The organism is Sinomonas sp. B1-1, from assembly GCF_050474465.1.
GTDB lineage: Bacteria > Actinomycetota > Actinomycetes > Actinomycetales > Micrococcaceae > Sinomonas > Sinomonas flava.
Genome location: NZ_JBCHVF010000002.1, coordinates 41,723 through 67,933, shown reverse-complemented (window position 1 = coordinate 67,933; position 26,211 = coordinate 41,723). Strand labels below are relative to the sequence as shown.

Here is a 26,211-nt window from a genome sequence, read left to right as displayed (position 1 = left end):
CCGTGACAACCCCGCCGGCGGCTGCGCCTTCGCAGCTGTGGAACCTCCCGAACATCCTCACGATGGTCCGCATCGTCCTCGTGCCGTTCTTCGTGTGGTTCCTCCTGGCCGACGATTCCGCGTACGGAGTCCTGCGCTGGCTCGCGTTCGCCGTCTTCGCCGTCGCGATCTACACCGACCAGCTCGACGGCGCGATCGCGCGCAAGCGCAACCTGATCACCGACTTCGGCAAGATCGCGGACCCGATCGCCGACAAGCTGCTGACCGGCGCGGCGTTCGTCCTGCTGTCAGCGCTCGGCGAGCTGCCCTGGTGGATCACCGCCGTCGTCCTCGGGCGCGAATGGGGGATCACTGCCCTGCGGTTCGTGGTCATCCGCTACGGGGTCATGCCTGCCTCACGCGGCGGAAAGCTCAAGACCATCCTGCAGACGGTGGCGCTCCTGCTCTACCTGTTCCCGCTCACGCCCGGCAATCCTGTGCTCACCGCCATCGCGTTCGTGGTGATGCTGCTCGCGCTCGCCGTGACGGTCGTGACCGGCGTCGACTACGTGGTCAAGGCCATCCGCCTCCGCGCGGCGGCGCTCGGGGCAGGGGCGTGAACGCGGCGGAGACGGCTGTGGCGCCGCAGGAGGTCGTGGCAGCATTCCTCGACCGCGGGGCGACGGCCGCCACCGCAGAGTCCCTTACCGCAGGCCTGGTCGCCGCGGCGCTGGCCGAGGTGCCGGGGGCGTCGGGAATGCTGCGGGGCGGCGTGGTGAGCTATGCCAGCGAGGTCAAGGCCGCACTGCTCGGGGTCTCCCCGGAACTGCTCGCAGAGGCCGGCTCCGTGGACGCCGAGGTCGCCCGCCAGATGGCCCAGGGAGCCCGAGCGGCGTGCGGCGCCGACTACGCCGTCGCCACCACCGGCGCGGCCGGTCCCGAGCCGCACGACGGGAAGCCGGTGGGAACGGTCTTCGTGGCCGTCGCCGGGCCGCATTCGACCAGCGTCCGGGAGCATCTCTTCCGCGGAGGCCGCGCTGACATCCGATCCGCCGCGACGCAGGCCGCGCTGGCTGCCCTCCGCAGCGCTGTGGTTGCCGACACGCCCTGAGGCGGCAGAGCCCGAAGCTGGGAGCGGCCTGTGAATCCGCGTAGGGTCGTTACTGGGTGGGAACAAACCACCTGTACAGCGAGTTGTGGATAGTGTCGTCATCCAACGGCGGCACAACTAAGATGAGTCAGACCGGAGCCCCGGGGAGCCGGGGAACCCCAGTTGAGGAGCGAGTCGATACAGATGGTTAAGCAGCCCGTGTCCGTCAATGGCGTGGTCCGCTGGCGCGATGTGGGCTTGGCCGGAATCGCGAAGCCAGATCAGAAGGAGCGCAAGATGGTTGTTCTGCGTCATGAGATCGGAGACGTCCTCCGTGACGTCCGCCAGCGCCAGGGCCGCACGCTCCGCGAGGTTTCGCACAACGCCCGGGTGTCGCTCGGATATCTGAGCGAAGTGGAGCGCGGACAGAAGGAGGCCTCCTCGGAGCTGCTCTCCTCGATCTGCGGCGCGCTCGATGTGCCGCTGTCCGTCATGCTGCGTGAAGTGAGCGACCGGGTGGCCGTGGCCGAGGGCATCACCATCCCGGACACCGTCCCGCAGGAGTTCGCCCAGCGCTACGGCCGGGACATCAACGCCGACTTCGATGCCGAGCTGAGCAAGGTCAGCTGAGGCATCTTCGACCTGAGGGGGTCGGGCTTCATGCCCGGCCCCCTTTCGTGTGCCGCTGCGGCCTCGCTCCCGGAGGCGTCACTGGCGGGGTGACATGGCTTCGTTGAGCCGTCCGAGGTAGGACGCGAGGGCGTGGACGTCGTCGGGGGTCCAGTCGGCGAGCCGGTCGCGGAAGAACTCGTGCCGGTGGACGCGCAGGGACGCGACATGTTCGGTCCCCGAGTCCGTGAGCGTGACATTGTGGGCGCGGCCGTCGTGGGGGTCGGCCTCCTTGCGGACGAGCCCGAGGTCCGTGAGGAGCGCAATCTGCCGGCTCACGGTGGGCTTGCCCACCCCTACGGTTGCGGCGAGGTCGGTGACGCGGAGAGGCCCTTCGCGGTCCAGAATGGACAGGAGGCCGTATGCGGCTGAGTCGAGGTCCGGGTGGAGCGTCCTCGAGAGCGCCTGTGACGCTGCGCGTCCGCGGCGCCACAGGAGGGCGATCTGCTGCTCGACGTCGAGCAGGGCGGCATCGAAGTCGCTGTGCGAGGGGGGCATGGGCCCATCATAGGCGCGAGGGCGAACTGTCCGGCGCCCCTACAGGAGAATGGATCAGTGCGGAACAGCGATTTCTGGCGCCTCATGGAGGACGAGTTCGGCAGTGGCTACGCCTACCATCTGGCGTCGTCCGCGGTCCTGGCTGCGGTGGGCGGCCGCACGGCGGAAGAGGCGCTCCGGGCGGGCGTTGACCCGCGGGACGTGTGGTCAGCGGTGTGCGACCTCCAGGACGTGCCCCACGAGCGACGGCTCGGCCGGGACAGGCCGATCCGGGAGTAGGCGTGCGCACCGGGGGCCAGCTCGTCTGCGACACGCCGCGGAACGTTCGAAGATGTGTTCGGGGGAGGGGTATTCTCCTCCACAGGAGAGAATTCAGCCTTTCTGCCTGAGTTGTCCACATACGCCCGCGCGCTGCGTGAAGTGTCGGTGGGCCTCGGTAGCGTAGCGACTGGATCTAACGGCGCACCTCGTCACCAGGGGACGCCAGAGCCCGTACCAATCGACCGGAGGTGCACCATGGCGGCAACGCCAGACCGCGAGAAGGCGCTCGAAGCGGCTCTCGCCCAGATCGACAAGCAGTTCGGCAAGGGATCGATCATGCGCTTGGGTGACGACACCCGTGCACCGATCGAGGTCATCCCCACCGGTTCGATCGCCCTCGATGTGGCTCTCGGCATCGGCGGCCTGCCGCGGGGCCGTGTCGTGGAGATCTACGGCCCGGAATCCTCGGGTAAGACGACCGTGGCCCTGCACGCCGTCGCGAATGCGCAGCGCAATGGCGGGATCGCGGCGTTCATTGACGCCGAGCACGCCCTGGACCCGGAGTACGCGGCCAAGCTAGGTGTCGACACCGACGCGCTCCTGGTGTCGCAGCCGGACACCGGTGAGCAGGCACTCGAGATCATGGACATGCTCGTGGGCTCCGGCTCCCTCGACATCATCGTCATCGACTCGGTGGCCGCGCTCGTCCCCCGCGCGGAGATCGAGGGCGAGATGGGCGACAGCCACGTGGGCCTCCAGGCCCGGCTCATGAGCCAGGCCCTCCGCAAGGTCACAGGCCGGCTCAACCAGACGAAGACGACGGCGATCTTCATCAACCAGCTCCGCGAGAAGATCGGCGTGTTCTTCGGCTCGCCCGAGACCACCACAGGTGGCAAGGCGCTCAAGTTCTACGCCTCGGTGCGCATCGATGTCCGCCGTATCCAGACCCTCAAAGAGGGTGCCGATTCGGTCGGAAACCGGACCAAGGCGAAGATCGTCAAGAACAAGATGGCACCGCCCTTCAAGCAGGCCGAGTTCGACATCATCTACGGCCAGGGCATCTCCCGCGAGGGCGGCATCATCGACATGGGCGTGGAACACGGCATCATCAAGAAGTCTGGCTCGTGGTTCACCTACGACGGCGACCAGCTCGGCCAGGGCATGGAGAACTCCCGCCGCTTCCTCCGCGACAACCCTGAGCTCGCCGAGGAGCTCGAGCGCCTGATCAAGGAGAAGCTGGGCGTGGGCGTGAAGGCCGCCACAGAAGAGCAGCCGCGCCTGAAGGCCGTTGACGGCGAGTAGCCGCCCGAGTCCGCCTCCGGAGGAGGATCCGGAGGCGGACCCGGAGTCGGTGGCGCGCGCCATCCTCCTGCGGCAGCTCACCTTCGGTCCACGGACGCGGCTCCAGCTCGAGCGGAAGCTGCGCGAGCGCAATGTCCCCGAAGAGACTGCTGATGCAGTGCTCGCACGCTTCGAGGACGTGGGGCTCATCAACGATGCGGAGTTCGCCCGCACGTGGGTTCGCAGCCGCGGGGAGTCCAAATCGCTGGGCCGTGCGGCGCTGCGGCGGGAGCTCGGTGAGAAGGGGATCCGGGGGGACATCGCCGAGGATGCGCTCGCCGCCGTCAGCGACGAAGACGAGGAGGCGGCCGCGAGGCGCCTGCTTGAACGCCGCGTGCGCGCCGTGGACCGTTCCGACCCTGCGGCGCGTGACCGGGAACTGCGGCGCCTCGTCGGGATGCTCGCCCGCAAGGGGCACGCACCGGGCGCCGCGTTCCGGATTGCCGCAGAGGTCCTCGACGCCGACGGCAGCGCACCGCCCCAGTGACGCGGCCGCCAGGCCACACGGGACGGACCAGGCGGCACGGGAAGAACACCGTCTCCCGGGTTGGGCGGCGCTGACGGCGTGGATCCCAGGGTCCGGCGCTGGTGGTAGACGGGGATGCGGTCCATCCCCGATACTCCCGGCAGGATGGCACGAATCCGAGCCCCACGATCACCCGGCGGGGACCCGTCCGGCGGGGCAATGGTCTGCGTGGCCCTCGGGGCCATGGTCCTCCGCGTGGCGGCCGTCCGCGTGGTGGCCGCGCTCGTCACCGCTGTCCTTGCCCTCGCGCTCTCCGGCTCCATGGCGGTCGCCGCGGATGACGCCCCGCCGTCGGGCTTCCCCACGTGGGCAGACGTGGAGGCCGCCAAGGCGAATGCGGAGGCCGCACGGATCCAGGCCGATCGCATCTCGGCGCTGCTGGCCCAGGTCAAGGCCACCGCGGCTGACGCGTCTGCCGCGGCCGTCACAGCAGGGGCCGCGGCCGCCAGGGCCCAGCAGGACGTGCGCTCCCAGGAGCGAGTGGTCGAGCGGCTCGAATCCGAGGCCGACCGCCAGGCGACCGACCGCGACGCCGCCCAGGACGCAGCCGGGCAGCTCGCAGCTGCCGCCTACATGGGTGGGCCCGGCATCGGTCCCTTCGAGACGTTCAGCCTGCTCAGTCGCCCCGATTCGATCGATGAGCTCCAGGCGCTCCAGATCCTGAACGAGCAGGCCGCGCAGTCCTTGGCCGACTACCGCGTGGCCGCGAATGCTGCCTCGGCAGCCCATCAGGCCGCCCAGGCCGCACGAGACGAACTCGCGCAGCTCGCAGCGAAGGCCGAACGCGACCTCCAGGCCGCCCAGTCCGCCCAGCGGGCCGCGCAGCGGGCGGTGGCCGAGGCCCAGGACAAGGAGACCACGCTGCTCGCCCAGCTCGCCGACCTCAAGGGCACATCGGCAGATGTCGAGCGGAAGTACCGCGAGGGGCTCGAGGCGCGGGCAGCCTATGAGGCGGCGCAGAAGGCGAAGAGCCTCGCGGCGCAGGCGCAGGGAGCGCTTTCAGGCGCCGCGCTGCTCGCCACCAACCCCGTCAGCTCAGGCGCGGGCGTCGTGAACGACCCAGCCGGGGCGCAGGCCTTCGCCTCGTCCCTCATGGGCAGCCGCGGATGGGACCAGACGGAATTCGGATGCCTCGTCCAGCTGTGGACGCGCGAGTCGAACTGGCTCACGGATGCGACGAACCCGTCCAGTGGGGCGTACGGGATCGCCCAGGCGCTGCCGGCATCGAAGTATGCCTCGGCGGGCAGCGACTGGCTCACGAACTACCGCACCCAGGTGTCCTGGGGCGTCGGCTACATCGCTGACCGGTACGGGACTCCCTGCCGCGCATGGGATCATTCGAACGCCGTGGGCTGGTACTGACGAGGGCGAGCACACGCCGGATCCCGGTACCCTTGATGGGTGAGTTCCACCCTGCCCGCCGCGACCGCCTCGTCCCCTGCCACCGCCGCTCCCCGCACCTATGAGGTGCGCACGTTCGGCTGCCAGATGAACGTGCACGATTCGGAGCGCATGTCAGGCCTGCTCGAGACCGCCGGCTACGTCAAGGCCACGGACGGAAGCGAGCCGGACGTCGTCGTGTTCAACACCTGCGCGGTGCGCGAGAACGCCGACAACCGGCTCTACGGGCATCTGGGCCAGCTCCGCCCGGTCAAGGAGAAGCATCCCGGCATGCAGATCGCGGTCGGCGGCTGCCTCGCGCAGAAGGACCGGGACACGATCCTCGCGAAGGCGCCCTGGGTGGACGCCGTGTTCGGGACCCACAACGTGGGGGCCCTTCCTGCCCTCCTCGAGCGTGCGCGCCACAACGAGGAAGCGCAGCTCGAGATCCTCGAGTCGCTCGAGGTCTTCCCCTCGACCCTGCCCACCAAGCGCGACTCCGTCTACAGCGGCTGGGTGTCGATCTCGGTCGGCTGCAACAACACGTGCACGTTCTGCATCGTCCCGAGTCTGAGGGGCAAGGAGCGCGACCGCCGCCCTGGGGAGATCCTCGCCGAGGTGCAGGCGCTCGTGGACGACGGCGCCATCGAGGTCACCCTGCTCGGCCAGAACGTCAACTCCTACGGCGTGGAGTTCGGCGACCGGCTCGCGTTCGGCAAGCTCCTGCGGGCGTGCGGGGAGATCGAGGGCCTCGAGAGGGTGCGCTTCACGAGCCCGCATCCCGCGGCGTTCACTGACGACGTCATCGAGGCCATGGCCGAGACGCCCAACGTCATGCCCCAGCTGCACATGCCGCTCCAGTCCGGTTCGGACCGGATCCTGCGCGAGATGCGGCGCTCCTACCGAAGCGCGAAGTTCCTCGGCATCCTCGACAAGGTCCGGGTCCGCATCCCGCACGCCGCCATCACTACGGACATCATCGTAGGCTTCCCCGGCGAGACCGAGGAGGACTTCCAGGCGACCCTCGACGTGGTCGAGCGGTCCCGCTTCTCGAACGCCTTCACCTTCCAGTACTCGCAGAGGCCGGGCACGCCTGCGGCGTCGCTGCCGGCCCAGCTGCCCAAGGCGGTGGTCCAGGAGCGGTACGAGCGGCTCATCGCCCTCCAGGACCGCATCGCCGCCGAGGAGAACGCGCAGCAGGTCGGCCGGACCATCGAGGTCATGGCGACCGCGCAGGCCGGCCGCAAAGCGGGCGAGACGCACCGGCTGTCCGGCCGGGCCCGGGACAACCGGCTCGTCCACTTCTCGGTCCCCGCCGGCGCCGAGCCGCCCCGGCCCGGGGACCTCGTGACCGTCACCGTGACCGAGGCCGCACCCTTCCACCTGATCGCCGACACGGCAACGGCCTCCGACTACGCGCTCCGCCGCTCCCGGGCCGGTGACGCCTGGGATCGCGCGCAGGCGGACTCGTGCGGCGCCCCGGGCCCCGCGGCGGCCCGTCCAGGCGCGGGCTCTGTGAGCCTGGGCATGCCCTCGCTTCCGGTCCGCACCGCCTAACCCGTGGCGCTGCCCATCGTCGCCGTCGTGGGGCCGACCGGCTCGGGCAAGACCGACCTCGCCGTCGAGCTCGCGCTCGCCCTCGACGGCGAGGTGGTCAACGCCGACGCGCTGCAGTTCTACCGCGGAATGGACATCGGCACTGCCAAGGCCACGCCTCAGGAACGCCGGGGCGTCCCGCACCACCTGCTCGACGTCCTCGACGTCACCGAGGAGGCCTCGGTCTCGACATTCCAGACCTGGGCGCGCGCAGCGATCGCGGACATCCAGGCCCGCGGCAGGCGAGCCATCCTTGCCGGGGGCTCGGGCCTGTACGTGCGGGCGGCGCTCGACGTCCTCGAGTTTCCCGGTACCGACCCCGCAGTGCGTGCGCGCCTCGAGGCCGAGGCCGAGCGGGACGGCATCGCGGCGCTCCGGGCCCGCCTGGAGTCGGTCGACCCCGTGTCCGCAGGCCGTCTCGGGGACCTGCGGCGGATCGTCCGCGCGCTCGAGGTCCACGAACTCACCGGCCGGCCGTTCAGCTCCTTCATGCCCGAGCGGCAGTACGCGGCACCGGCCGTCCAGATCGGGCTCGACCTGGACCGCGCCGTCCTCCACGAACGTCTCGCGGCGCGGGTCCGCCGCATGGTCGACGCCGGCCTCCCCGCCGAGGTGGCCAGGCTCGCCGAGGCTGGGCTGCGCGAGGGTAGGACGGCGTCGCGGGCGCTGGGCTACGGGCAGTTCCTGCGCGTCCTCGACGGGGCGTCGACCCGCGAACAGGCCGCAGAGGAGACGATCGTCGCGACGCGGCAGTTCGCCCGCCGCCAGCTGACCTGGTTCCGCGCAGACCCCCGCGTGCACTGGCTCGACGCCCTCTCGCCGCACCTCGCGGAGGAGGCGCTCGCCGTCGTGCGCGAGGCCGACCACGCCGCCGCGCAGGGCGAAGGCCCCGACCAGCCGGCCACCCCGGTGCAGGCGCCGCTGCGGGGAGGGCCGGCCGGTAGGCTGGGACCATGACTCCACCCGCCGCCACGGCTGCCGCCGACGCCATCGCTGCCCTCGAACGCCTCGCCGGGCTGCCGTTCGCCAAGGGCCACGGGACCGGCAACGACTTCGTGCTCGTGGCGGACCCCGACGGCGGACGCGTGCTGGGGGAGGCCGAGGCCGCGGCCCTGTGCAACCGCCACCTCGGCATCGGCGCCGACGGGCTCATCCGCGCCATCCGCTCGAGCGCACTGCCCGAAGGCCGCGCTGTCCTCGCCGAGGATCCGGCCGCCGAGTGGTTCATGGACTACCGCAATGCGGACGGGTCCCTGTCCGAGATGTGCGGCAACGGAGTCCGCGTCTTCGTCGCCTTCCTCCTCGACCAGGGGCTCGTGCACCTCGCACCCGGGGAAGTGCTTCCCATCGGGACGCGGGCCGGAGTGAAGCGGGTGGAGCGGCGCGGCCAGGGCTTCGCCGTGGACATGGGGCCGTGGGAGTTCATCTTCCCCGCCCAGGCCCAGACGGAGGCCGCGGACTCGACGGTCGAGGCGGTCGGGCTCGACGTCGCGCGCCCCGCACTGAGCGTGAGCATGGGCAACCCGCACACCGTCGTCGCGCTCGCCGAGGCTGCTGAGCTCGTCGGGCTCGGCCTCCACACGGCGCCGGCGGTCGAGCCCACGCCTCCGCACGGAACCAACGTCGAGTTCGTTGTCCCTGCGGAGCCGCTCGTGGCCGACGGCGCCGGCACCATCACGATGCGCGTCCACGAGCGGGGCGTGGGGGAGACGCAGTCCTGCGGGACGGGCGCGTGTGCCGCAGCCGTCGCAATCCGCCACTGGGCCGGCGCGGGGGCGCCGGACCGATGGCACGTGAATGTCCCCGGCGGCAGGGTCGAGGTTGCCTTCGTGCCCGGTCCCGAGGGCCGCGAGCACGTCGAGCTTGCGGGACCCGCTGTGGTCGTCGCCCACGGCACCCTCGGGTAGGCACCCGTCACGCCGGAGGGTAGGTGATCCCGCCGTCGGCCACCCTGGCGAAGGGCGTGAGCTCCGCCTGTGCCGCCGAGGTGGCGGAGATGAGGTGCGTGACCTCGATCCCGGCGACGATCAGGGCGTCCGTGATGAGCCTCCGGTGGCACCGCCAGGGCACCGCCTCGCTGCACATGATGGCCGGGACGGCCTCCTGCGCCAGTTCCGCCAGCTCCGCGAGCCCGGCGGCGAACTGCGGCGTCGCCATGTAGTCGGCGTAGTCGCGGAAGCCCTTCACACGCCACCCGCCGTTCGGGCTCGGGACGCCGGCGGGGGTGTGCCGCCGCCCGCCGAGCGCACGGATCCACCGGTACTCGAGACCGGGCGGGAGGGCCTCGACGATCGCGTCCTGATTCCACTGCGGATGCTTGCGCGACGCCGGGAACGAGCGCACGTCGACCAGGTGCGTGATCCCGTGGGGGCGCAGCAGGGAGAGCAGCTCGTCGAACTCGCGCGTCGAATGGCCGACCGTGAAGACCCTCACCGGTACCCGGCGGGTTCAGCCCTGGACGAGGCCGATGAGGTTCCCGTCGCCGTCCTTGAGCACCGCGACGAGGGCGCCGCCGCCCACGTCCTTCGGGCTGTCGAGCACCTCGGCGCCGGCGGCCGTGAGGGTGGCCACCTCGGCCGCGATGTCCGAAGTCTTCCAGAACGCGATCGGGCCGGCGTGGCCGTGCGCGTGGCCGTTGGGGTCGAGCCCGATCTGCACGCCCTCCGCCATATAGCCGACGTAGTACGGGGAATCCGCGAACGGCTCCGCGCCGAGCAGCGCGGTGTAAAGCTTCTTCGCCGCGTCGAGGTCTGTCACGGGGATCGCGATGTTGTTGAGCTCCTTGGCCATGGCCGCGCCTTCCTCCCGGGTTGCGGTGCACTGCGTCACAACCCTACGACGACGAGGCGGTCAGCGCATGCGCGTGACCCGCAGCAGCCTGAAGCCCTTCGAGGTCGCCTCCCTTGCGACCTCGAACGCGTCGCCGAGCTCCTCCGCGAGCCAGCGCTGGAGGGAGTCGGCGCCGAGGTTCTTCTGGACGACGAGCCAGGCGTCGCCGCCGACCGCGAGGCGGGGGAGCCAGGTCAGAAGGAGCTCGTGGAGGGCCTGCTTGCCGATCCGGATCGGCGGGTTGGACCAGATCGTGGCGAAGCGGAGCTCGGGGTCCACCTCGCCGGGCAGCCCAGCCACCACATTGGACAGGCCCAGAGCGCTCGCGTTGTCCCGCGTGAGCGCGACGCTGCGGGTGTTCACGTCGACGGCGTGGACCGTGGCCTCCGGCGAACGCAGCGCCATCGTGAGGGCGATCGGCCCCCATCCGCACCCGATGTCAAGCAGGTGGCCCTGCCCGGCCGGGTCGGGGGCCTCGCCCAGGAGTACCGCCGTGCCCTTGTCGATGCCGTCGGGGCTGAAGATCCCGGACGAGGTCGTGAGCTTCACCGGGCGCCCGTCGAGCACGACGTCGAGCGGCTTGCGCGCATCGGGGACGTCGGGCTCGGCATTGAAGTAGTGGGCAGGCTCCATAGCCCTCCAGCCTAGTGCCCGGGCGCGAGGAGGCGCGTGCGCGTCCGGTATACTGGAGGGCATGTTCCTGTTCAAGTGATGCCTCCGCCGCGCGCAGCCAGTGTCAGATGACACGCTCAGGCGCGCCCGCGGACGCAGCGAGCCGAGCCGATGTGCCCTTCCGGCCGGACCGAACAGACATTCCCAGGAGAATCCTCGTGACACCCGAGCACCCCGCGGGGTCTTTTCCACAGACCCCTCCCTCTGACACTGCCGGCGACCGGAGCCAGCACTATTCTGGAATTGCATCTTCGAAGGAGACCATGACCGACAATCAGCCGAATCAGCCCTCTGACCGCGGCGCCGGCGCGGCCCCGCAGGACCTGAGCCCAGCCGACATCCAGGCCGTCATCGACCGGATCCTCGCGAAGGAGGAGGCAGCCGCAGCGAAGGGTGCCCGACGGGACGGGAGCGCTGACGGCCGTGCCGAGGGCGCAGGCGAGGGTGAGACGCGGACCCGCCGGGGGCTCGGCGACCGCAAGGCGCTGGCGCTCTCGGACCTCCAGTCCGAGCACGGCGACTACGACGGCGAGCAGCAGGACCTCGAGGAGCGCCGCGCGCTCCGCCGCGTTGCCGGCCTGTCGACCGAACTCGAGGACGTCACCGAGGTTGAGTACCGGCAGCTGCGCCTCGAGCGTGTCGTGCTCGCGGGACTCTGGACCGAGGGGACGCTCGAGGACGCGGAGAACTCCCTGCGCGAGCTCGGCGCGCTCGCGGAGACAGCCGGGTCGGAGGTGCTCGACGGCGTCGTGCAGCGCCGGATGAAGCCCGACGCCGGGACGTTCCTCGGCTCGGGCAAGGCGCTCGAGCTGCGCGACATCGTCGCCGCGACCGGGGCGGACACCGTGGTGGTCGACTCGGAGCTCTCGCCTTCACAGCGGCGCGGACTCGAGGACATCGTCAAGGTCAAGGTCATCGACCGCACCGCCCTGATCCTGGACATCTTCGCCCAGCACGCGAAGAGCCGCGAGGGCAAGGCCCAGGTCGAGCTCGCCCAGCTCGAGTACCTCCTCCCGCGCCTGCGCGGCTGGGGCGAGTCGATGTCCCGGCAGGCCGGTGGCCGTGTCGGTGCCGCCGGCGGCGGCATCGGCTCGCGTGGCCCCGGCGAGACCAAGATCGAGCTGGACCGGCGCCGCATCCGCACCCGCATGGCCAAGCTGCGGCGGGAGATCGCCGGGATGAAGCCGGCCCGCGAGACGAAACGCGCGAACCGCAAGCGCAACGAGATTCCCTCGGTGGCGATCGCGGGCTACACCAACGCGGGCAAGTCGTCCCTGCTCAACAGGCTCACCGACGCCGGGGTGCTGGTGGAGAACGCCCTCTTCGCCACCCTTGACCCGACCGTGCGCCGGGCCGAGACGCCGGACGGGCTTCCCTACACGCTCGCGGACACCGTCGGGTTCGTGCGGTCGCTGCCGACCCAGCTGGTCGAGGCGTTCCGGTCCACGCTCGAGGAGGTGGCAGACGCCGACCTCATCCTCCACGTCGTCGATGCCTCGCACCCCGACCCCGAGGGCCAGATCGCAGCGGTCCGCCAGGTCCTCGCGGAGGTCGACGCGCGCAAGGTCCCCGAGATCATCGTCCTGAACAAGGCGGACGCCGCTGACCCGTTCGTCCTCGAACGGCTCCGGCAGCGCGAGCCGCGCCACGTCGTCGTGTCCGCCCGGACCGGCGCGGGCATCGCCGAGCTCAAGGAGGCGATCAGCGACGCCATCCCGCGTCCGAGCGTGACGCTGACCATCCTCGTCCCGTACAGCCGCGGTGACCTCCTCAACCGCCTGCACACCTCGAGCTCGGAGATCCGCTCCCTCGAGCACGTGGAGGAGGGCACCCGGGCCGAGGTCGTGGTCCGCGAGGAGCTCGCGGCGGAGCTCGCGCCCTTCGTGGTCCATGACTGAGTCGGCCGTAGCGCACGGCAGCGCGAGACGGGGCAGCGCCGGGGCCGCGGAGACGGCGCTCTCCCTCCTCGACGCGGCCGTCGCGTCGATGGGCGGCCAGCAGCGCGACGGGCAGCACGAGATGGCCCGACAGGTTGCCACTGCCATCGAGGAGCAGAAGCACCTGCTCGTGCAGGCGGGGACCGGGACGGGGAAGTCTCTGGCCTACCTGGTTCCGCTGATCGCGCACGCCCAGCACAGCGACCGGCCCGCGGTCGTCGCGACGGCGACGCTCGCGCTCCAGGCGCAGATCGTGGGGCGCGACATCCCGCGCCTGCTTGCGGCCATCACGCCCAAGCTCGACCGGCCTGTCGACGTCGCGCTCGTCAAGGGCCGGTCCAACTACCTGTGCCGGCACAAGCTCGAGGGTGGGTTCCCGACCGACGAGGCCGCGGAGGGGCAGCTGTTCAGCCTGGGCGAGGACGCCGCCGTCGGGCATCCCGGAGCCGGCCCGACGACCCAGCTCGGACGGGAGGTGGCGCGCCTGCGCCAGTGGGCCGAGGAGACGGAGACGGGGGACCGCGACGACCTCGTGCCCGGGGTCACCGACCGGGCGTGGCGGCAGGTCTCCGTCACGGCGCTCGAGTGCCTCGGGGCGCAGAAGTGCCCCTTCGCGGCCGAGTGCTTCAGCGAGCTCGCGCGGCAGCGTGGCGCCGAGGCCGACATCGTCGTGACGAACCATGCGCTCCTCGCGATCAACGCGTTCGAGGGCCTCAACGTGCTCCCGGAGTACGACGTCGTGGTGGTCGACGAGGCGCACGAGCTCGCCGACCGCGTCACGGGCGCGGTGAGCGGCCAGCTCTCGGCCCAGATGATCCAGGCCGCGGCATCGAGCGCGCGCCGCCACTGCGGGATCACTGTCGATTCCCTGCAGGCCGCCGCGACCGCCCTCGAGCTCTCGCTCACCTCTGCGCCGACGGGCCTGCTCGCGCGCGGGCTGAACGAGGAGCAGGCCCAGGATGTCGCCCTCGTGCGGGACGCGTGCCGTGTGGCGCTGTCGGACTCGAAGCCCGGGGACGGGCAGTCGGCGGACGGCGGGCGCCAGATCGCCCGGTCGCGCCTCCTCGCCGTCCTCGAGGTCTGCGAGCGGCTCCTCGAGGCGGAGGCCAACCGGGAGGTCATGTGGGTGACCCGCACGGGCGCGCCGGACCCCGTGACGGGCTACGCAGCGGCCGACGACGACGCCCCCGCCATGCTGCACATCGCACCGCTCGGCGTGGGCGGCCGGCTCCGCGAGGGGCTCTTCGACGGGCACACGGTCGTCCTGACGAGCGCGACCCTCGCGATCGGGTCGGCGTTCGAACCGACCGCGGGCGGACTGGGGCTGCTGGGCGCAGGGGCGCCCTCGTGGACGGGAGTCGACGTCGGATCACCCTTCGACTACCCCAGGCAGGGCATGCTCTATGTCGCCAAGCACCTCCCGCGACCGGGACGCGGACTCTCCCCGGAGGCGGTCGACGACCTCGAGGCACTCCTGCGGGCCTCCTCGGGCGGGGCGCTGTGCCTGTTCTCCTCCCGGCGGGCCGCCGAGGAGGCCGCAGACGAGCTGCGCCTCCGGCTCGACGTCGAGATCCTCTGCCAGGGTGAGTCATCGATGAGTGCCCTCGTGAAGCAGTTCGCCGCAGAACCCGACACCTGCCTGTTCGGGACGATGTCGCTGTGGCAGGGCGTGGATGTCCCAGGCCCTTCGTGCCGTCTGGTCGTCATCGACCGGATACCGTTCCCGCGGCCGGACGATCCGCTCACGACGGCGCGCTCCCGCGCCGTCGCCCAGGCCGGCGGGAATGGCTTCATGGCCGTCTCGGCGACACATGCGGCCGTGCGCCTCGCGCAGGGCGCAGGGCGGCTGATCCGCTCGACCGAGGACCGCGGCGTCGTGGCCGTCCTCGACTCGAGGCTTGCGACCGAGCGCTACGGGGCGTTCCTGCGCGGAGCGCTCCCGCCGCTGTGGGGGACCGCCGACCGGAACGTCGTGACCGACGCGCTCAGGCGTCTCGCCGCCGCCGGCTGAACGGGCCGCCGGCCCAACGGCGGGCTCACACCGACCGCAGGACCGAGACGACCTTGCCCATGATGGTGGCGTGGTCGCCGAGGATCGGCTCGTAGCGGGTGTTCTGCGGCAGGAGCCAGGTGTGCCCGTCGCGCTGGCGGAAGGTCTTGACCGTCGCCTCGTCGTCGAGCAGCGCGGCCACGATGTCGCCGTTCTCCGCCGCGTTCTGCCGGCGCACGACCACCCAGTCCCCGTCGCAGATGGCGGCGTCGATCATGGAGTCGCCCTTGACCTTGAGCATGAACAGCTCGCCGTAGCCCACCAGCTGCCGGGGGAGCGGCATGACGTCCTCGACCGCCTGGTCCGCAAGGATGGGGCCACCAGCGGCGATGCGCCCGACCAGCGGAACGAGCGCCGTGTCGGCAGCGCTGGCCATGTCCCCGAGCGGGACCCCGGTCGCGCCGCGCAGGGCGGCGGCCTCCTCGGCCGGAACGCTCAGTTCGCCTTCGTCCAGCGTCAGCGGCATCAGGACCTCCATGGCGCGGGGGCGCTTGGGATCGCGGCGCAGGTAGCCCAGCTTCTCGAGCTGCATCAGCTGGTGCGTGACGCTTGAGAGGCTTGCGAGGCCCACCGTGTCCCCGATCTCGCGCATGGACGGCGGGTAGCCCTTGAGCTGCACGGAGCGCTGGATCGTCTCGAGGATCCTCTTCTGGCGCGCCGTCAGTCCTTTGGCTGCTCTGGTCCGTGATGCCATGCCGTCCTGCCTCTCCACCGGGGGCGCCACGCGCTCCGGGATCCCGTCCGTCGATGCCCCGGGGCCTCCCTGCGAGAACTGTCGTACCCCCTCGGCAGGATGTCGTCATGGTCGACGGGGGCGGGCAGCTCGGCGTGGAACCCGGTGCTATCCCCACCGTAGGCCAGTCGGACAGGCCTTTCAAACATGTGTTCGACCGTGTCTGGACATGCATCGTGGACAGGTGCTAAGAAAGAGTCATCACTTCGAACGTTTCTTCGAAACACTGCGCAGAGTGCCGCCGATGTGTTCGCACTCGACCTCGTTCGGCGACTGCGCAGGGGAAGGCGCATCATGGCACTCGCGATCCTCGCCGGAAATGGGCACGGGGCTCCCCTCCCGGCCAAGCAGGAGGCACGCCGCCGGCTGAAGGTGGTCCACTGCGGCCCGGCGTCGCCGGGCAGGGACTTCCGGTCCGCGCCTGCTCAGGCCCCGCTGCGCCTGACGCGCAGGGGAAGGCTCGTCCTCGTCGTCCTGCCGGTGTTCGCTGCGGCGCTGGCGGTGCTCGTCGCGTGGTCTGCGCTCATGGCGCCGGCGAAGGCGGCCGGGGAGGCGGTCGGCCCCGGCGCTGTCGAAACGGTGACCGTGCAGCCCGGCCAGTCGCTGTGGAGCATTGCCGAGGGCCGTGTGCCCGACCAGGACCCGCGCGTGACGATCAGCCAGATCCGCCAGCTCAATGACTTGGAGAGCACCAGAGTGCTCCCCGGCGAGCAGATCGTCGTTCCGCTCGCCCGCTGAACCTCTCCGCCCGCTGAACCTCTCCGGGGCGAGCCGCATGGTGCCGTTTCCGGGGTCTTCGGCTGGCCCCCGGAATGTGGGCGCCGGTGCCGCTGGCGTAGGCTGGACCGGTGGACGACCAGCTCGAACGACTCAACAGCCTCCCCCTCCGCGACGATCTCCGCGGACAGCACCCCTACGGTGCGCCGCAGCTTGACGTCCCCATCCAGCTCAACGTCAACGAGAACACGTATGGGGTCCCCGCGGACGTGCAGGAGGCCATCGTGGAGGCCGTCCGCGCGGTGGCCGGCGGTCTCAACCGCTACCCCGACAGGGAGTTCACCGAGCTGCGCGAGGCCCTCGCCGAGTACCTCGGCCACGGGCTGTCGGCGGAGCAGCTCTGGGCCGCGAACGGCTCCAACGAGGTCCTGCAGCAGCTCCTGCAGGCCTTCGGCGGACCCGGCCGAGCGGTCCTGAGCTTCCCGCCCACGTACTCCATGTACCCCCTGCTCGCGAGCGGCACCGGGACGGCGTACCTCCGGGGCGAGCGGTCGGCAGACTTCGGCCTGAGCCCCGAGTCCGCAGCCGCCCAGGTGCGTGAGCACGCGCCGAACATCGTCATCCTCTGCTCGCCGAACAACCCGACCGGGACGGCACTCGGCCTCGACGTCGTCGAGGCCGTCTACGAGGCGGGGGAGGCGAGCCAGAGCATCGTCATCGTCGACGAGGCGTACGCCGAGTTCGCCCAGGCGGGGACGTCCACGGCGCTCACGCTCCTTCCCGGGCGTCCCCGGCTCGTCGTCACGCGGACCATGAGCAAGGCCTTCGCCCTCGCCGGTGCCCGGCTCGGCTACCTCGCGGCGGCGCCCGAGGTGATCGACGCCCTCCGCCTCGTGCGGCTTCCCTACCACCTCTCCGCCGTCACCCAGGCCACCGCGCTCGCGGCGCTCCGGCACCGCGACTCCCTGATGGCAGAGGTCGAGGCCATCAAGGGCCAGCGCGACAGGATCGTCCGCGAGCTGACCCGGCTCGGGCTCACCCCCGCCGCCTCGGACTCCAACTTCGTGTTCGTCACCGGCTTCGAGGACCCGCAGGCCGTGTGGCGCGGACTTCTCGAGGTCGGTGTGCTGGTGCGCGACGTCGGAATCCCCGGGAGCCTGCGGGTGACCGCCGGGACCGAGGCGGAGACCACCGCGTTCCTCACGCGGCTCGAGGAGCTGCTCGCGCACTGAGCGAGGCGGTCCCCGACCGCGCGCCGCCCCGCGCCCCCGGCACGGGGCGTGCTGCGAGGCGAATAGAATAGAGACCACACCCCCTCACCCGAAGGACACATCCATGAGCACCGAGCTGCAGACCGCCGACCTCCAGGAGCGGACTGGGCGACGCGCGCGGATGGAGCGCACGACGAGCGAGTCGTCGGTCCTCGTCGAGATCGACCTGGACGGCACCGGCCGCTCGGACATCTCCAGCAGCGTCCCGTTCTACGACCACATGCTCACGGCCCTGGCCAAGCACTCGCTCATCGATCTGACCGTCAAGGCGACGGGGGACACCCACATCGACGTCCACCACACGGTGGAGGACATCGCGATCACCCTCGGCGAGGTCCTCAAGCAGGCGCTGGGCACCAAGGCGGGCATCCGCCGCTTCGGCGAGGCGAGCGTGCCGCTGGACGAGGCGCTCGCGCACGCGGTCGTCGACGTCTCCGGGCGCCCCTACCTCGTGCACGGCGGCGAGCCTGCCGGGCAGGAGTACCACCTGATCGGCGGCCACTTCACGGGCTCGCTCACGCGGCACGTTTTCGAGGCGATCACGCTGCATGCCGGCATCTGCCTGCACATGAGCGTCCTCGCCGGCCGGGACCCCCACCACATTGTCGAGGCCCAGTTCAAGGCCTTCGCCCGTGCCCTCCGCGCCGCGGTCGAGCCCGACCCGCGCATCGGGGACGCCATCCCGTCGACAAAGGGAGCCCTGTGAGCACCGTACCCGGAGCGGACTCCCTGCCCGAGGCGCCGGCGGATGCCCCGGGGGGCGTCGCCGTGGACCCGCGGAACGCGGGCGGACCTGCGACGGATCCCGAGGGGCGGCCCACCGTCGTCGTGCTCGACTACGGCTCGGGCAATGTCCGTTCGGCCGTGCGCGCCCTCGAACGGGCTGGAGCCGCTGTCACGCTGAGCGCTAAGGCGGAGGATGCGCTCAACGCCGACGGCCTCGTGGTGCCCGGCGTCGGCGCGTTCGCGACCGTCATGGAGGAGCTCAAGGCCGTGGACGGCCTGCGCATCATCGGCCGCCGCGTCGCCGGGGGGCGCCCGGTCCTGGCGATCTGCGTCGGGCTCCAGATCATGTTCGAGCGCGGGATCGAGCACGGCGTGGAAGCCGAGGGCCTCGGAGAATGGCCCGGCACTGTCGAACTGCTGCCCGCCGACGTCGTCCCGCACATGGGCTGGAACACCGTCACGGTCCCCGAGGGGTCGAAGCTCTTCGCCGGCGTCGAGGACGAGCGCTTCTACTTCGTGCACTCCTACGGTGTCCAGAAGTGGGAGTTCGAAGTCGCCCAGCCGCGCATGGCCCCGCCGTTGGTGACATGGAGCGAGCACGGCGCCCCGTTCATCGCGGCAGTCGAGAACGGTCCCCTCTGCGCGACCCAGTTCCACCCCGAGAAGTCGGGAGACGCGGGCGCGCGGCTCCTGCGCAACTGGGTCCAGTCGCTGCGCCGGGGGACTCCCTCCGGCGCCGAGGACGCCGCCTGAATGTGGTCCGTTCTGCTGTTCGGCCTGGCCGGGCTGCTCGTCGGAGGCGCGATCTCGTTCCGCAAGCAGGGCCTTCCCAACTGGACGTGGATCGCCTTCGGCGCGCTGGCCGTGGCCGCCCTGGTGGCGGCCTACGTGCTGACCCTTCCGGTCGCATGACCTCCGAAATGTTCCCATCCCTTCCCTCCAGGAGAGACACCACATGAGCGCTGGGGATCCGATCCTCGAACTCCTGCCCGCCGTCGACATCGTGGACGGCCAGGCCGTCCGCCTCGTGCAGGGGGAGGCGGGCAGTGAGACCAGCTACGGCTCGCCGCTCGACGCGGCGCTGGCGTGGCAGCAGGCCGGCGCGGAATGGGTGCACCTCGTGGACCTCGACGCGGCCTTCGGACGGGGCGACAACCGTGCCCTGATCGCGGACGTGGTCAGCAGCCTGTCGCTCAAGGTCGAGCTGTCCGGCGGCCTCCGCGACGACGCGAGCCTGGACGCGGCCCTCGCGCTGGGGGTCGCGCGCGTCAACCTCGGCACCGCCGCGATCGAGAACCCCGACTGGACGGCCAAGGCCATCGAGCGCCACGGCGACCGCATCGCCGTCGGGCTCGACGTGCGCGGCACCACGCTCGCCGGACGTGGCTGGACCAAGGAGGGCGGCGACCTCTGGGAGGTGCTCGCACGCCTCGAGGACGCCGGCTGCGCCCGCTACGTCGTCACCGACGTGACCAAGGACGGCACCCTCCAGGGGCCCAACCTCGGCCTCCTTCGCGAGATGTGCCAGCGCACCGACAGGCCGGTCGTCGCCTCGGGCGGGATCTCCGGCCTCGATGACCTCCGCGCGCTGCGCGAGCTCGTCCCGCTCGGGGTCGAGGGCGCGATCGTCGGCAAGGCGCTCTACTCCGGCCAGTTCACGCTCCCCGAAGCGCTGGACGTGGCCGGGCGCCGCTGATGACGCACGACGGCGACCGCGGCCATGCGCACGGCGCACACCACGCCCACGGCGCAGGTGGGCCGCAGCGGCATCTGCCCGGCCACATCGCCGCCGCGCTGGCCCGAGCCGGGAGCGCCGCCGACTCGGCGGGGCAGCCGTGGGCCGGCCGTGACCTGAGCGGCGACGGCAACCCCCTCCACACCTTCGACGGCGACGGCGGCGCGGCCGACGCCGGCGTCGCGGCTGCGCTCGCCGCCCTCGCCACGGGCGCCGGGGACGAGACGGCAGTCCACCGTGCGCTCGCCACGGCCCGCGTCTTCGTCGCCGTCGTCGCGGAGCTCGCCGAAGGCGGCCTCGGTGAGCACGGCTTCGCCGAGGACAAGGAGGCGGACATGGCCCTCGTGACCGTCGCGGCACCCGACGGCCGCAAGGCGCTGCCCGTCTTCACGACCGTCGAGCGACTCGCCGCGTGGCACCCCGAGGCCCGCCCTGTGGCCGTGTTCGCCCCGCGCGCGGCGCTCTCGGCCGTCTCCGAGGGCGCCGAGCTCCTCGTCCTCGACCCCGGGGCGGACGTGACGTTCGTGCTCCGCCGGCCCGGGGTATGGGCGCTCGCTCAGCAGCGCGAGTGGACGCCGTCGTACGCGGACGCGGACCTGGTCGGCGAGGTCGGCCGGGCGTCGGAGGGCATCGACGCGGTGCGGGGCATCGAGATCGGCCCCGGTGCAGGCGTCGCCTCGCGCGACGCGTCCGGACGTGTGCTCGCGGGCGGCGGCCCCGGGCCCGAGCTCCGCCTGACCGTGGCCCTCGCGCCCGGATTGCCAGCAGAGGCAGTGCGTGAGACCGTGTCAGAGCTGCACGGCCGGCTGGCCGGCAGCGCGCGCTTCGCGGAGTCGGTCGACTCGATCGAGATCAAGGTCCGCCCGGCGACCAGCTGAGCCCGAACCGCGCACCGCCCGGGGGAGGGGACCATGGACTTCGCGCACTACGGCCAGCTGTGGCGTACGCCGATGGTGCGCCGGCTGCTCCTGGTCGCCATGGTTGCGCGGCTCCCGCACTCCGCCGCCGGAGTCCTGCTGACGCTGCACGTCGTCCAGACCCTGGGCCTCGGGTACGCGGCCGCGGGCGCCGTCGCCGCGGTGCTGACCGTCGGCATCGCTGTGGGGGCGCCCTGGCGCGGTCGGCGGGTGGATACGGCAGGTCTGCGCGTCGCCCTCGTTCCCTCGATCCTCGCCGAGGCACTTGTGTGGGGCGTGGCGCCCCACCTCGAGTACCCCTGGCTCCTGGCGGCGGTGTTCGTGGGCGGGATCTTCGCCCTGCCGATCTTCTCCGTGGTGCGGCAGTCGCTCGGCGTCATGACGAACGCTGCCCAGCGCCGCACGGCCTTCGCCCTCGACTCGATCTGCACCGAGGTGACCTTCATGGTGGGGCCCGCCCTCGCCGCCGTCGCCGCCGTGCAGGCCTCCACCATCTGGGGGATCACGGCCGTCGGCGCGTCCGCGGCCGCTGCTGGGCTGGCGCTGATGTGGTTCAACCCGCCGACGCGCACGGCCCAGCCCGGCGCCCTCTCCAGGGACAGCGCCGGGCTCGGCATGGGCGGGTCCCCGGAGGACCTGCCCTCCGGGCTCGAGTCCGCCGCCCGGCCTGCCCCTACGGAGGTCGCGGCGGGCCAGGCGGACGGGGCCTCCGGGCTCCGCCGCCTGCTGACCCGCGTGCGTGGGGCGGACTCGAGGCCGCGGGGGAGGTGGCGGGTGGGCGTCGCCGTCGTCGTGGTCATGGCCGTCGCCGCCGGCGCCGGCATGGTGCTGTCCGGCACCGACGTCGGGATCGTCGCGATCCTGCGCAGCCACGGGGAGGCGGCACAGCTCGGGATCGTCTTCTTCTTCTGGTGCGCGGCGTCCCTGGTCGGGGGGATCGTCTACGGCGCCATGCACAGGCCGGTCTCCCCGCTGGTGCTCCTGCTCGTGATGAGCGTGCTCACGATGCCGCTGGGCTTCGCGCACGACACCGGCACCCTCAGCGTGCTGTCCATCCTGCCGGGGCTCCTGTGCGCGCCGACCCTGTCGGCAGCCTCCGAACGCGTGGCGGAGCTCGTGCCCGAGGAACGGCGAGGCGAGGCGATGGGGTGGTACGGCTCCGCCCTCACGGCGGGCACGGCCCTGGGCTCTCCTCTGACCGGCACGCTCATCGACGCGGTCGGACCGTGGGCGGGCTTCGCCGGGATCGGGGCGGCCGGAGTGCTGCTGTGCTCGGCCGGCCTCGCGGCACAGGGCGCACGACGGCGCCGACGGGCGCCCGCCCCCGGCTCACCCGCCGCCTAGCGTCTGGAGGTCACCTCCTGGGGGTCACACGATGTGACCGCCAGGAGGTGACCTCCAGAAGGTGACCCTTAAAGGGTGCGTACCGCCCGTGTGCGGGCGGGTGTCAGTTGACCGGGCCGGTGTACTTCTCGCCCGGGCCCTTGCCCGGCGCGTCCTGGATGGCGGACGCCTCGCGGAACGCGAGCTGGAGCGAACGCAGGCCGTCGCGCAACGGGCCGGCGTGCTGCGAGCCGATTTCGGGGGCGGCGGCCGTGACCAGCCCGGCAAGGGCGGTGATGAGCTTGCGCGCCTCGTCCAGGTCCTTGAGCCCTTCGGCGTCCGGGCCCTCGGCGAGCCCGCACTTCACCGCGGCAGCGCTCATGAGGTGCACCGCCGTCGTCGTGATCACCTCGACAGCCGCGACCTCCGCAATGTCCCGCACCTGCGCGCTCACGTCCGGCGCGGCGTCGGCGGAGTCGCCGAAACTGTGGCGGTGGGCATCGTGCGTGGTGGACGGCGCGTCGGAGGACGCGGCGGGGTTCGGGGTGCTGCTGCTCATGCTGATAAGCTTGTCACAGACCGACTGGATGTCGTTATTCCAGTGGCGGGCGCCTCACCGACAACGCACCGGTTCCCCGGGACCGTGCCGTTGCACGGTTGTCTGCGTCAACCCTGTATAATTGACAGATAGTTTGCAAGCGGAGATCTCTCCCACCTGTCGGCGTCCGGGCCTTACGGCCGGAAAGCTGCCGGGTACTCAGGTTGGCCGGACGGCGCGCGCCGTCGCTCCGGGCAGGCGCTCCAGCGGGGCGTGTCCATCCGAGGCCTCCGATTGCACCGGCAATCGGGGGCCTTCCTTGTTGCCGGGCACGTCCGCACATGTACAGGAGCTTGAACATTAGCGATCCACGCATCAATGAGCGAATCCGCGTCCCCGAGGTGCGCCTCGTCGGGCCCGCCGGAGAGCAGGTCGGCATCGTCCGCATCGAGGATGCCTTGCGCCTGGCCGCTGAGGCCGACCTCGATCTCGTTGAGGTAGCACCGCAGGCCAAGCCGCCGGTGTGCAAGCTGATGGACTTCGGCAAGTACAAGTACGAGGCCGCGGTCAAGGCGCGTGAGGCGCGCAAGAACCAGACCAACACGGTCCTGAAGGAAATCCGCTTCCGCCTCAAGATCGACAAGCACGACTACGAGACGAAGACCGGCCATGCCCTCCGCTTCCTCGGTGCGGGCGACAAGGTCAAGGCCATGATCCAGTTCCGCGGCCGTGAGCAGCAGCGTCCGGAGATGGGCATCCGCCTGCTCCAGAGGTTCGCCGAGGACGTCGCCGAGGTGGGTGCTGTCGAGTCCGCCCCGCGGATCGACGGACGCAACATGGTCATGGTGATCGGCCCGCTCAAGAACAAGGCGGAGGCCAAGGCGGAGGCCCGTCGCGCAGCCCAGCGCGCCACGGACAAGGCCAAGGCGGAGGCGGCGAAGGCGGGGAATGTCACCGCCGACGGCGCCCCCCTGACGCAGTCGCTTGCGGACTCCATCCCTGCGGAGCTGCTCCAGGCAGCCACGGCCCGCGAGGCCGAGGCGCCCGAGGCTGAGGCACGCGAGGCTGAGGCACCCGAGGTCGAGGAGACGCCCACTGCGGCGCCTTCAGCTCCTGAGGAGGCCCCCGCGGCCGAGGAGGCCCAGGGCTCCGAGGAGGCTCCGGCCGCCGAAGCGGCTCCGGCCCCCGAGGAGGCTCCCGCCGCCGAGGCGGACAAGCCGCAGGCCGAGCCCGTGGCGCCCCAGCCTTCCCAGGCCAAGGCGCAGCCCGCTGAGCCGAAGGCTCCCCGCGAGACCGCCGCACCGAAGCCCGCCCGCGAGACCGCCGCGCCGAAGCCCGCCGCCTCGGCTGCGTCCAAGCCGGCGGCTCCGGCTGCGCCCAAGCCGGTCCCGTCGCCGTCGTCCGCGCGCCCTTCGGCGCCCAAGCCGGCGGCGCCGAAGCCCAGCGTTCCCAAGCCCGGTGTGCCGCGCCCGTCCGCGGCCACGCCGAAGCCCTCCGCCCCGAAGCCGACGGCACCCCGGCCGTCCGGCCGGCGGGGCAACTAGCCAGACCCGGCAGACGGACTGGCGCCTGAGAGGGCGCCGGTCCGCCCAGCCAGTCCACCGCCGCCGGCCTGCCGGCGGGCGGAGAAACCAGTCGGTCCGCGCAAGCTGACCGCCAGAGAAAGCCGCGGCCTCGCGCCGCGGGTACGTAAGGAGATCGGTTCCCATGCCGAAGATGAAGACCCACAGTGGCGCCAAGAAGCGCTTCAAGCTGACCGGCTCGGGCAAGCTCAAGCGCCAGCAGGCCAACCGCCGCCACTACCTCGAGCACAAGCCCACGACGCTCACGCGCCGCCTCGCCGGCGACAAGATCGTCTCCCCGGGCGACGCCAAGGTCATCAAGCGGATGCTGGGCGTCTGATTTCTTCCACCCACCGGCCCCTCCGGGGCCACTAGCCATCCCGGCCGGGCGCATTGCCCGGGTGTCTGGGAGAGATTCAAAAGGAGTACGCACGTGGCACGTGTGAAGCGGGCGGTCAACGCCCACAAGAAGCGCCGGACCATCCTCGATCGGGCCTCCGGCTACCGCGGCCAGCGCTCGCGCCTGTACCGCAAGGCCAAGGAACAGCTGCTGCACTCGTTCGTGTACAGCTACCAGGACCGCCACAAGCGCAAGGGCGACTTCCGTCGCCTCTGGATCCAGCGCATCAACGCGGCCTCCCGCGCGAACGGGCTGACCTACAACCGCCTCATCCAGGGCCTCAAGGCCGCCGAGGTCGAGGTCGACCGCCGCATGCTCGCCGAGCTGGCCGTCTCCGACGCGACCGCGTTTGCCGCCCTCGTCGAGGTCGCCAAGAACGCCCTCCCGGCCGACGTCAACGCCCCCGTCGCCAAGTAGCGAGCGGACGTCGCGGCCCCGCGACCCCCTTCGACAGCGCCCGTGCAGCCCTGCTGCGCGGGCGCTGCCGCGTCCCGGGCCGCTCGGCGTCGCTAGAGTTGGTCCGTGACACCGACCGAGACCATGGCCAATCCCCGCGCAGACCGTGTGCGTGACGTCGCCAAGCTGGCGACGCGCGCGGCGAGGAACCGGCGTCGCTGCTTCCTCGCCGAAGGTCCCCAGGCGGTGCGTGAGGCGCTGCGCCTCGACGCCGAGCGGCGCGCCGGCGGGCGAGACGCCGTCGTCGCCGAGGTGTACGCGAGCGAGGCCTGCCTGGACCGCTACCCCGAGATCGCCGGGCCGGCCGCGGCAACCGGCCAGCTGCGCCTCGCGACCGACGACGTGCTGGCCGCCATGGCGGACACCGTCAACCCGCAGGGCGTCGTCGCCGTGTGCTCGATGCTCGACGTCGCGCTCGAGGACGTCCTCGCCCGCCGCCCGCGGCTTCTGGCCGTCATGTGCCGGGTCCAGGATCCCGGCAACGCAGGCACCATCCTCCGCGCCGCTGACTCGGCCGGTGCCGACGCGGTCGTGCTCACGGCCGGCAGCGTGGACATCTACAACCCGAAGGCGGTCCGCAGCACCGCCGGGTCGCTCTTCCACGTCCCTGTGGTGCTGGGTGCCGAACCGCAGGACCTCGCTGCCGCGGCCCGCGCCGCCGGGCTCGGCATCCTCGCAGCCGACGGCGAGGGCCCGGTCGATCTCGACCGGCTCCAGGACGAGTCGGCGGCGAGGCGCATGGGCACCGCTGCCGCTCCCGGGGAGTATCGGCTCGAGGCGCCCACCGCGTGGCTGTTCGGGAACGAGGCGCAGGGCCTCAGCGAGGAGGAGAAGGCCCTGGCCGACCACCGCGTGGCCGTCCCGCTCTACGGCGCGGCCGAGAGCCTCAATGTCGGCACCGCCGCCACCGTCTGCCTGTACGCGAGCGCCCGCAGCCAGAGGCGCTGAGCCGGCGCCGGGGCCGGTTCCCGGCATGCCCGAACGGGTAGGTTGGTACCGATCGCA

General features: G+C 71.8%; 30 protein-coding genes. 24 read left to right on the top strand and 6 right to left on the bottom strand.

Annotation, left to right across the window (positions count from 1 at the left end; all coding sequences use genetic code 11):
• The first annotated feature begins 2 nt into the window (after positions 1-2).
• The 3 genes from pgsA to ACQ5BE_RS04985 all read left to right on the top strand — a co-directional run bounded on the left by pgsA (position 3) and on the right by ACQ5BE_RS04985 (position 1,699).
• On the top strand, positions 3-599 hold the full coding sequence (pgsA, locus tag ACQ5BE_RS04995; protein ID WP_430295836.1) for a CDP-diacylglycerol--glycerol-3-phosphate 3-phosphatidyltransferase: 597 nt from the start codon (positions 3-5) through the stop codon (positions 597-599).
• A 17-nt stretch (positions 600-616) separates the two neighbouring features.
• Positions 617-1,090 (top strand): CinA family protein, encoded by a 474-nt coding sequence (locus ACQ5BE_RS04990; RefSeq protein ID WP_430295834.1) that lies wholly within the window; start codon positions 617-619, stop codon positions 1,088-1,090.
• A gap of 183 nt (positions 1,091-1,273) precedes the next feature.
• Positions 1,274-1,699 (top strand): helix-turn-helix domain-containing protein, encoded by a 426-nt coding sequence (locus ACQ5BE_RS04985; RefSeq protein ID WP_208712223.1) that lies wholly within the window; start codon positions 1,274-1,276, stop codon positions 1,697-1,699.
• Positions 1,700-1,777: 78 nt separating this feature from the next.
• Here the strand turns inward: ACQ5BE_RS04985 and ACQ5BE_RS04980 are convergent, their stop codons facing one another.
• A complete protein-coding gene (locus ACQ5BE_RS04980) occupies positions 1,778-2,236 on the bottom strand; it encodes a MarR family winged helix-turn-helix transcriptional regulator (protein WP_344301058.1) in 459 nt (152 codons plus the stop codon).
• A gap of 57 nt (positions 2,237-2,293) precedes the next feature.
• Here ACQ5BE_RS04980 and ACQ5BE_RS04975 point away from each other — a divergent pair, with 57 nt between their 5' ends.
• From ACQ5BE_RS04975 to dapF, 7 genes are all read left to right on the top strand, one after another.
• Complete coding sequence (locus ACQ5BE_RS04975) at positions 2,294-2,515, top strand: DUF3046 domain-containing protein (protein ID WP_344301057.1); 222 nt, start codon at positions 2,294-2,296, stop codon at positions 2,513-2,515.
• A gap of 237 nt (positions 2,516-2,752) precedes the next feature.
• The gene (gene recA, locus ACQ5BE_RS04970; protein ID WP_344301055.1) at positions 2,753-3,799 is read left to right on the top strand and encodes a recombinase RecA; all 1,047 of its coding nucleotides are present in this window, start codon (positions 2,753-2,755) and stop codon (positions 3,797-3,799) included.
• A 49-nt stretch (positions 3,800-3,848) separates the two neighbouring features.
• Complete coding sequence (locus ACQ5BE_RS04965; RefSeq protein WP_430295832.1) at positions 3,849-4,325, top strand: regulatory protein RecX; 477 nt, start codon at positions 3,849-3,851, stop codon at positions 4,323-4,325.
• 144 nt (positions 4,326-4,469) lie between these two features.
• A complete protein-coding gene (locus ACQ5BE_RS04960; protein ID WP_430295830.1) occupies positions 4,470-5,726 on the top strand; it encodes a hypothetical protein in 1,257 nt (418 codons plus the stop codon).
• 39 nt (positions 5,727-5,765) lie between these two features.
• The gene (miaB, locus tag ACQ5BE_RS04955) at positions 5,766-7,301 is read left to right on the top strand and encodes a tRNA (N6-isopentenyl adenosine(37)-C2)-methylthiotransferase MiaB (RefSeq protein WP_430295828.1); all 1,536 of its coding nucleotides are present in this window, start codon (positions 5,766-5,768) and stop codon (positions 7,299-7,301) included.
• A 3-nt stretch (positions 7,302-7,304) separates the two neighbouring features.
• Positions 7,305-8,297, top strand: a complete 993-nt coding sequence (gene miaA, locus ACQ5BE_RS04950; protein ID WP_430295827.1) for a tRNA (adenosine(37)-N6)-dimethylallyltransferase MiaA — start codon at positions 7,305-7,307, stop codon at positions 8,295-8,297.
• Positions 8,294-9,247: a diaminopimelate epimerase gene (gene dapF / locus ACQ5BE_RS04945; RefSeq protein ID WP_430295825.1), complete on the top strand. Its 954-nt coding sequence runs from the start codon at positions 8,294-8,296 to the stop codon at positions 9,245-9,247. The genes miaA and dapF overlap by 4 nt, the downstream gene beginning before the upstream one ends.
• Positions 9,248-9,254: 7 nt before the next feature.
• Here dapF and ACQ5BE_RS04940 read toward each other — a convergent pair whose 3' ends face one another.
• From ACQ5BE_RS04940 to ACQ5BE_RS04930, 3 genes are read right to left on the bottom strand one after another with little or no spacing between them, the layout of a single operon-like run.
• Positions 9,255-9,773, bottom strand: coding sequence for a DUF488 family protein (locus tag ACQ5BE_RS04940; RefSeq protein WP_430295823.1), 519 nt, complete (start codon positions 9,771-9,773; stop codon positions 9,255-9,257).
• Positions 9,774-9,788: 15 nt separating this feature from the next.
• The gene (locus tag ACQ5BE_RS04935) at positions 9,789-10,130 is read right to left on the bottom strand and encodes a VOC family protein (protein ID WP_208712232.1); all 342 of its coding nucleotides are present in this window, start codon (positions 10,128-10,130) and stop codon (positions 9,789-9,791) included.
• A 60-nt stretch (positions 10,131-10,190) separates the two neighbouring features.
• Entirely contained in the window at positions 10,191-10,802 is a 612-nt protein-coding gene (locus ACQ5BE_RS04930) for a class I SAM-dependent methyltransferase (RefSeq protein ID WP_430295822.1), read from the bottom strand.
• Between the two features lie 302 nt (positions 10,803-11,104).
• On the opposite strand from ACQ5BE_RS04930, the gene hflX reads away from it, so the two are divergent.
• On the top strand, positions 11,105-12,739 hold the full coding sequence (gene hflX / locus ACQ5BE_RS04925; protein WP_430295821.1) for a GTPase HflX: 1,635 nt from the start codon (positions 11,105-11,107) through the stop codon (positions 12,737-12,739).
• Positions 12,732-14,789: an ATP-dependent DNA helicase gene (locus ACQ5BE_RS04920; protein WP_430295819.1), complete on the top strand. Its 2,058-nt coding sequence runs from the start codon at positions 12,732-12,734 to the stop codon at positions 14,787-14,789. Before hflX ends, ACQ5BE_RS04920 begins: the two co-directional genes overlap by 8 nt.
• 25 nt (positions 14,790-14,814) lie before the next feature.
• Here ACQ5BE_RS04920 and lexA read toward each other — a convergent pair whose 3' ends face one another.
• Positions 14,815-15,522 (bottom strand): transcriptional repressor LexA, encoded by a 708-nt coding sequence (lexA, locus tag ACQ5BE_RS04915; protein WP_208712236.1) that lies wholly within the window; start codon positions 15,520-15,522, stop codon positions 14,815-14,817.
• Between the two features lie 333 nt (positions 15,523-15,855).
• Here lexA and ACQ5BE_RS04910 point away from each other — a divergent pair, with 333 nt between their 5' ends.
• From ACQ5BE_RS04910 to ACQ5BE_RS04875, 8 genes are all read left to right on the top strand, one after another.
• Positions 15,856-16,299 (top strand): LysM peptidoglycan-binding domain-containing protein, encoded by a 444-nt coding sequence (locus ACQ5BE_RS04910; RefSeq protein ID WP_430295818.1) that lies wholly within the window; start codon positions 15,856-15,858, stop codon positions 16,297-16,299.
• A 110-nt stretch (positions 16,300-16,409) separates the two neighbouring features.
• A complete protein-coding gene (locus ACQ5BE_RS04905) occupies positions 16,410-17,510 on the top strand; it encodes a histidinol-phosphate transaminase (RefSeq protein WP_430295817.1) in 1,101 nt (366 codons plus the stop codon).
• 103 nt (positions 17,511-17,613) lie between these two features.
• On the top strand, positions 17,614-18,255 hold the full coding sequence (hisB, locus tag ACQ5BE_RS04900) for an imidazoleglycerol-phosphate dehydratase HisB (protein WP_430295816.1): 642 nt from the start codon (positions 17,614-17,616) through the stop codon (positions 18,253-18,255).
• A gap of 62 nt (positions 18,256-18,317) precedes the next feature.
• Positions 18,318-19,028: an imidazole glycerol phosphate synthase subunit HisH gene (gene hisH, locus ACQ5BE_RS04895; RefSeq protein ID WP_430296273.1), complete on the top strand. Its 711-nt coding sequence runs from the start codon at positions 18,318-18,320 to the stop codon at positions 19,026-19,028.
• Complete coding sequence (locus ACQ5BE_RS04890; RefSeq protein WP_430295815.1) at positions 19,029-19,187, top strand: hypothetical protein; 159 nt, start codon at positions 19,029-19,031, stop codon at positions 19,185-19,187.
• A gap of 43 nt (positions 19,188-19,230) precedes the next feature.
• Positions 19,231-19,971, top strand: coding sequence for a bifunctional 1-(5-phosphoribosyl)-5-((5-phosphoribosylamino)methylideneamino)imidazole-4-carboxamide isomerase/phosphoribosylanthranilate isomerase PriA (priA, locus tag ACQ5BE_RS04885; protein ID WP_430295814.1), 741 nt, complete (start codon positions 19,231-19,233; stop codon positions 19,969-19,971).
• Positions 19,971-20,888 carry an SseB family protein gene (locus ACQ5BE_RS04880; protein WP_430295813.1) on the top strand — a complete coding sequence of 306 codons (918 nt, stop codon included), beginning with the start codon at positions 19,971-19,973 and terminating at the stop codon, positions 20,886-20,888. Before priA ends, ACQ5BE_RS04880 begins: the two co-directional genes overlap by 1 nt.
• Positions 20,889-20,921: 33 nt before the next feature.
• On the top strand, positions 20,922-22,271 hold the full coding sequence (locus ACQ5BE_RS04875) for an MFS transporter (RefSeq protein WP_430295812.1): 1,350 nt from the start codon (positions 20,922-20,924) through the stop codon (positions 22,269-22,271).
• A gap of 103 nt (positions 22,272-22,374) precedes the next feature.
• Here the strand turns inward: ACQ5BE_RS04875 and ACQ5BE_RS04870 are convergent, their stop codons facing one another.
• Complete coding sequence (locus ACQ5BE_RS04870; RefSeq protein ID WP_430295810.1) at positions 22,375-22,809, bottom strand: DUF1844 domain-containing protein; 435 nt, start codon at positions 22,807-22,809, stop codon at positions 22,375-22,377.
• Positions 22,810-23,141: 332 nt separating this feature from the next.
• On the opposite strand from ACQ5BE_RS04870, the gene infC reads away from it, so the two are divergent.
• The 4 genes from infC to ACQ5BE_RS04850 all read left to right on the top strand — a co-directional run bounded on the left by infC (position 23,142) and on the right by ACQ5BE_RS04850 (position 26,154).
• Complete coding sequence (gene infC / locus ACQ5BE_RS04865) at positions 23,142-24,332, top strand: translation initiation factor IF-3 (protein ID WP_430295807.1); 1,191 nt, start codon at positions 23,142-23,144, stop codon at positions 24,330-24,332.
• Between the two features lie 163 nt (positions 24,333-24,495).
• Positions 24,496-24,690: a 50S ribosomal protein L35 gene (rpmI, locus tag ACQ5BE_RS04860; RefSeq protein ID WP_208712246.1), complete on the top strand. Its 195-nt coding sequence runs from the start codon at positions 24,496-24,498 to the stop codon at positions 24,688-24,690.
• A 93-nt stretch (positions 24,691-24,783) separates the two neighbouring features.
• Entirely contained in the window at positions 24,784-25,167 is a 384-nt protein-coding gene (gene rplT, locus ACQ5BE_RS04855) for a 50S ribosomal protein L20 (RefSeq protein WP_208712247.1), read from the top strand.
• A gap of 123 nt (positions 25,168-25,290) precedes the next feature.
• Complete coding sequence (locus tag ACQ5BE_RS04850; protein ID WP_430296272.1) at positions 25,291-26,154, top strand: TrmH family RNA methyltransferase; 864 nt, start codon at positions 25,291-25,293, stop codon at positions 26,152-26,154.
• The last annotated feature ends 57 nt before the right edge of the window (positions 26,155-26,211 follow it).

Bases quoted from the DNA above. Each gene is read 5' to 3' on its own strand.
- ACQ5BE_RS04880 (WP_430295813.1), top strand. From the start codon at position 19,971: ATGACGCACGACGGCGACCGCGGCCATGCGCACGGCGCACACCACGCC.
- priA (WP_430295814.1), top strand. From the start codon at position 19,231: ATGAGCGCTGGGGATCCGATCCTCGAACTCCTGCCCGCCGTCGACATC.
- hflX (WP_430295821.1), top strand. From the start codon at position 11,105: ATGACCGACAATCAGCCGAATCAGCCCTCTGACCGCGGCGCCGGCGCG.
- ACQ5BE_RS04910 (WP_430295818.1), top strand. From the start codon at position 15,856: ATGGCACTCGCGATCCTCGCCGGAAATGGGCACGGGGCTCCCCTCCCG.
- ACQ5BE_RS04890 (WP_430295815.1), top strand. From the start codon at position 19,029: ATGTGGTCCGTTCTGCTGTTCGGCCTGGCCGGGCTGCTCGTCGGAGGC.
- lexA (WP_208712236.1), bottom strand. From the start codon at position 15,522: ATGGCATCACGGACCAGAGCAGCCAAAGGACTGACGGCGCGCCAGAAG.
- ACQ5BE_RS04875 (WP_430295812.1), top strand. From the start codon at position 20,922: ATGGACTTCGCGCACTACGGCCAGCTGTGGCGTACGCCGATGGTGCGC.
- recA (WP_344301055.1), top strand. From the start codon at position 2,753: ATGGCGGCAACGCCAGACCGCGAGAAGGCGCTCGAAGCGGCTCTCGCC.
- ACQ5BE_RS04850 (WP_430296272.1), top strand. From the start codon at position 25,291: ATGGCCAATCCCCGCGCAGACCGTGTGCGTGACGTCGCCAAGCTGGCG.
- rpmI (WP_208712246.1), top strand. From the start codon at position 24,496: ATGCCGAAGATGAAGACCCACAGTGGCGCCAAGAAGCGCTTCAAGCTG.
- ACQ5BE_RS04980 (WP_344301058.1), bottom strand. From the start codon at position 2,236: ATGCCCCCCTCGCACAGCGACTTCGATGCCGCCCTGCTCGACGTCGAG.
- ACQ5BE_RS04985 (WP_208712223.1), top strand. From the start codon at position 1,274: ATGGTTAAGCAGCCCGTGTCCGTCAATGGCGTGGTCCGCTGGCGCGAT.
- ACQ5BE_RS04930 (WP_430295822.1), bottom strand. From the start codon at position 10,802: ATGGAGCCTGCCCACTACTTCAATGCCGAGCCCGACGTCCCCGATGCG.
- ACQ5BE_RS04920 (WP_430295819.1), top strand. From the start codon at position 12,732: ATGACTGAGTCGGCCGTAGCGCACGGCAGCGCGAGACGGGGCAGCGCC.
- ACQ5BE_RS04870 (WP_430295810.1), bottom strand. From the start codon at position 22,809: ATGAGCAGCAGCACCCCGAACCCCGCCGCGTCCTCCGACGCGCCGTCC.
- dapF (WP_430295825.1), top strand. From the start codon at position 8,294: ATGACTCCACCCGCCGCCACGGCTGCCGCCGACGCCATCGCTGCCCTC.
- ACQ5BE_RS04935 (WP_208712232.1), bottom strand. From the start codon at position 10,130: ATGGCCAAGGAGCTCAACAACATCGCGATCCCCGTGACAGACCTCGAC.
- ACQ5BE_RS04960 (WP_430295830.1), top strand. From the start codon at position 4,470: ATGGCACGAATCCGAGCCCCACGATCACCCGGCGGGGACCCGTCCGGC.
- hisB (WP_430295816.1), top strand. From the start codon at position 17,614: ATGAGCACCGAGCTGCAGACCGCCGACCTCCAGGAGCGGACTGGGCGA.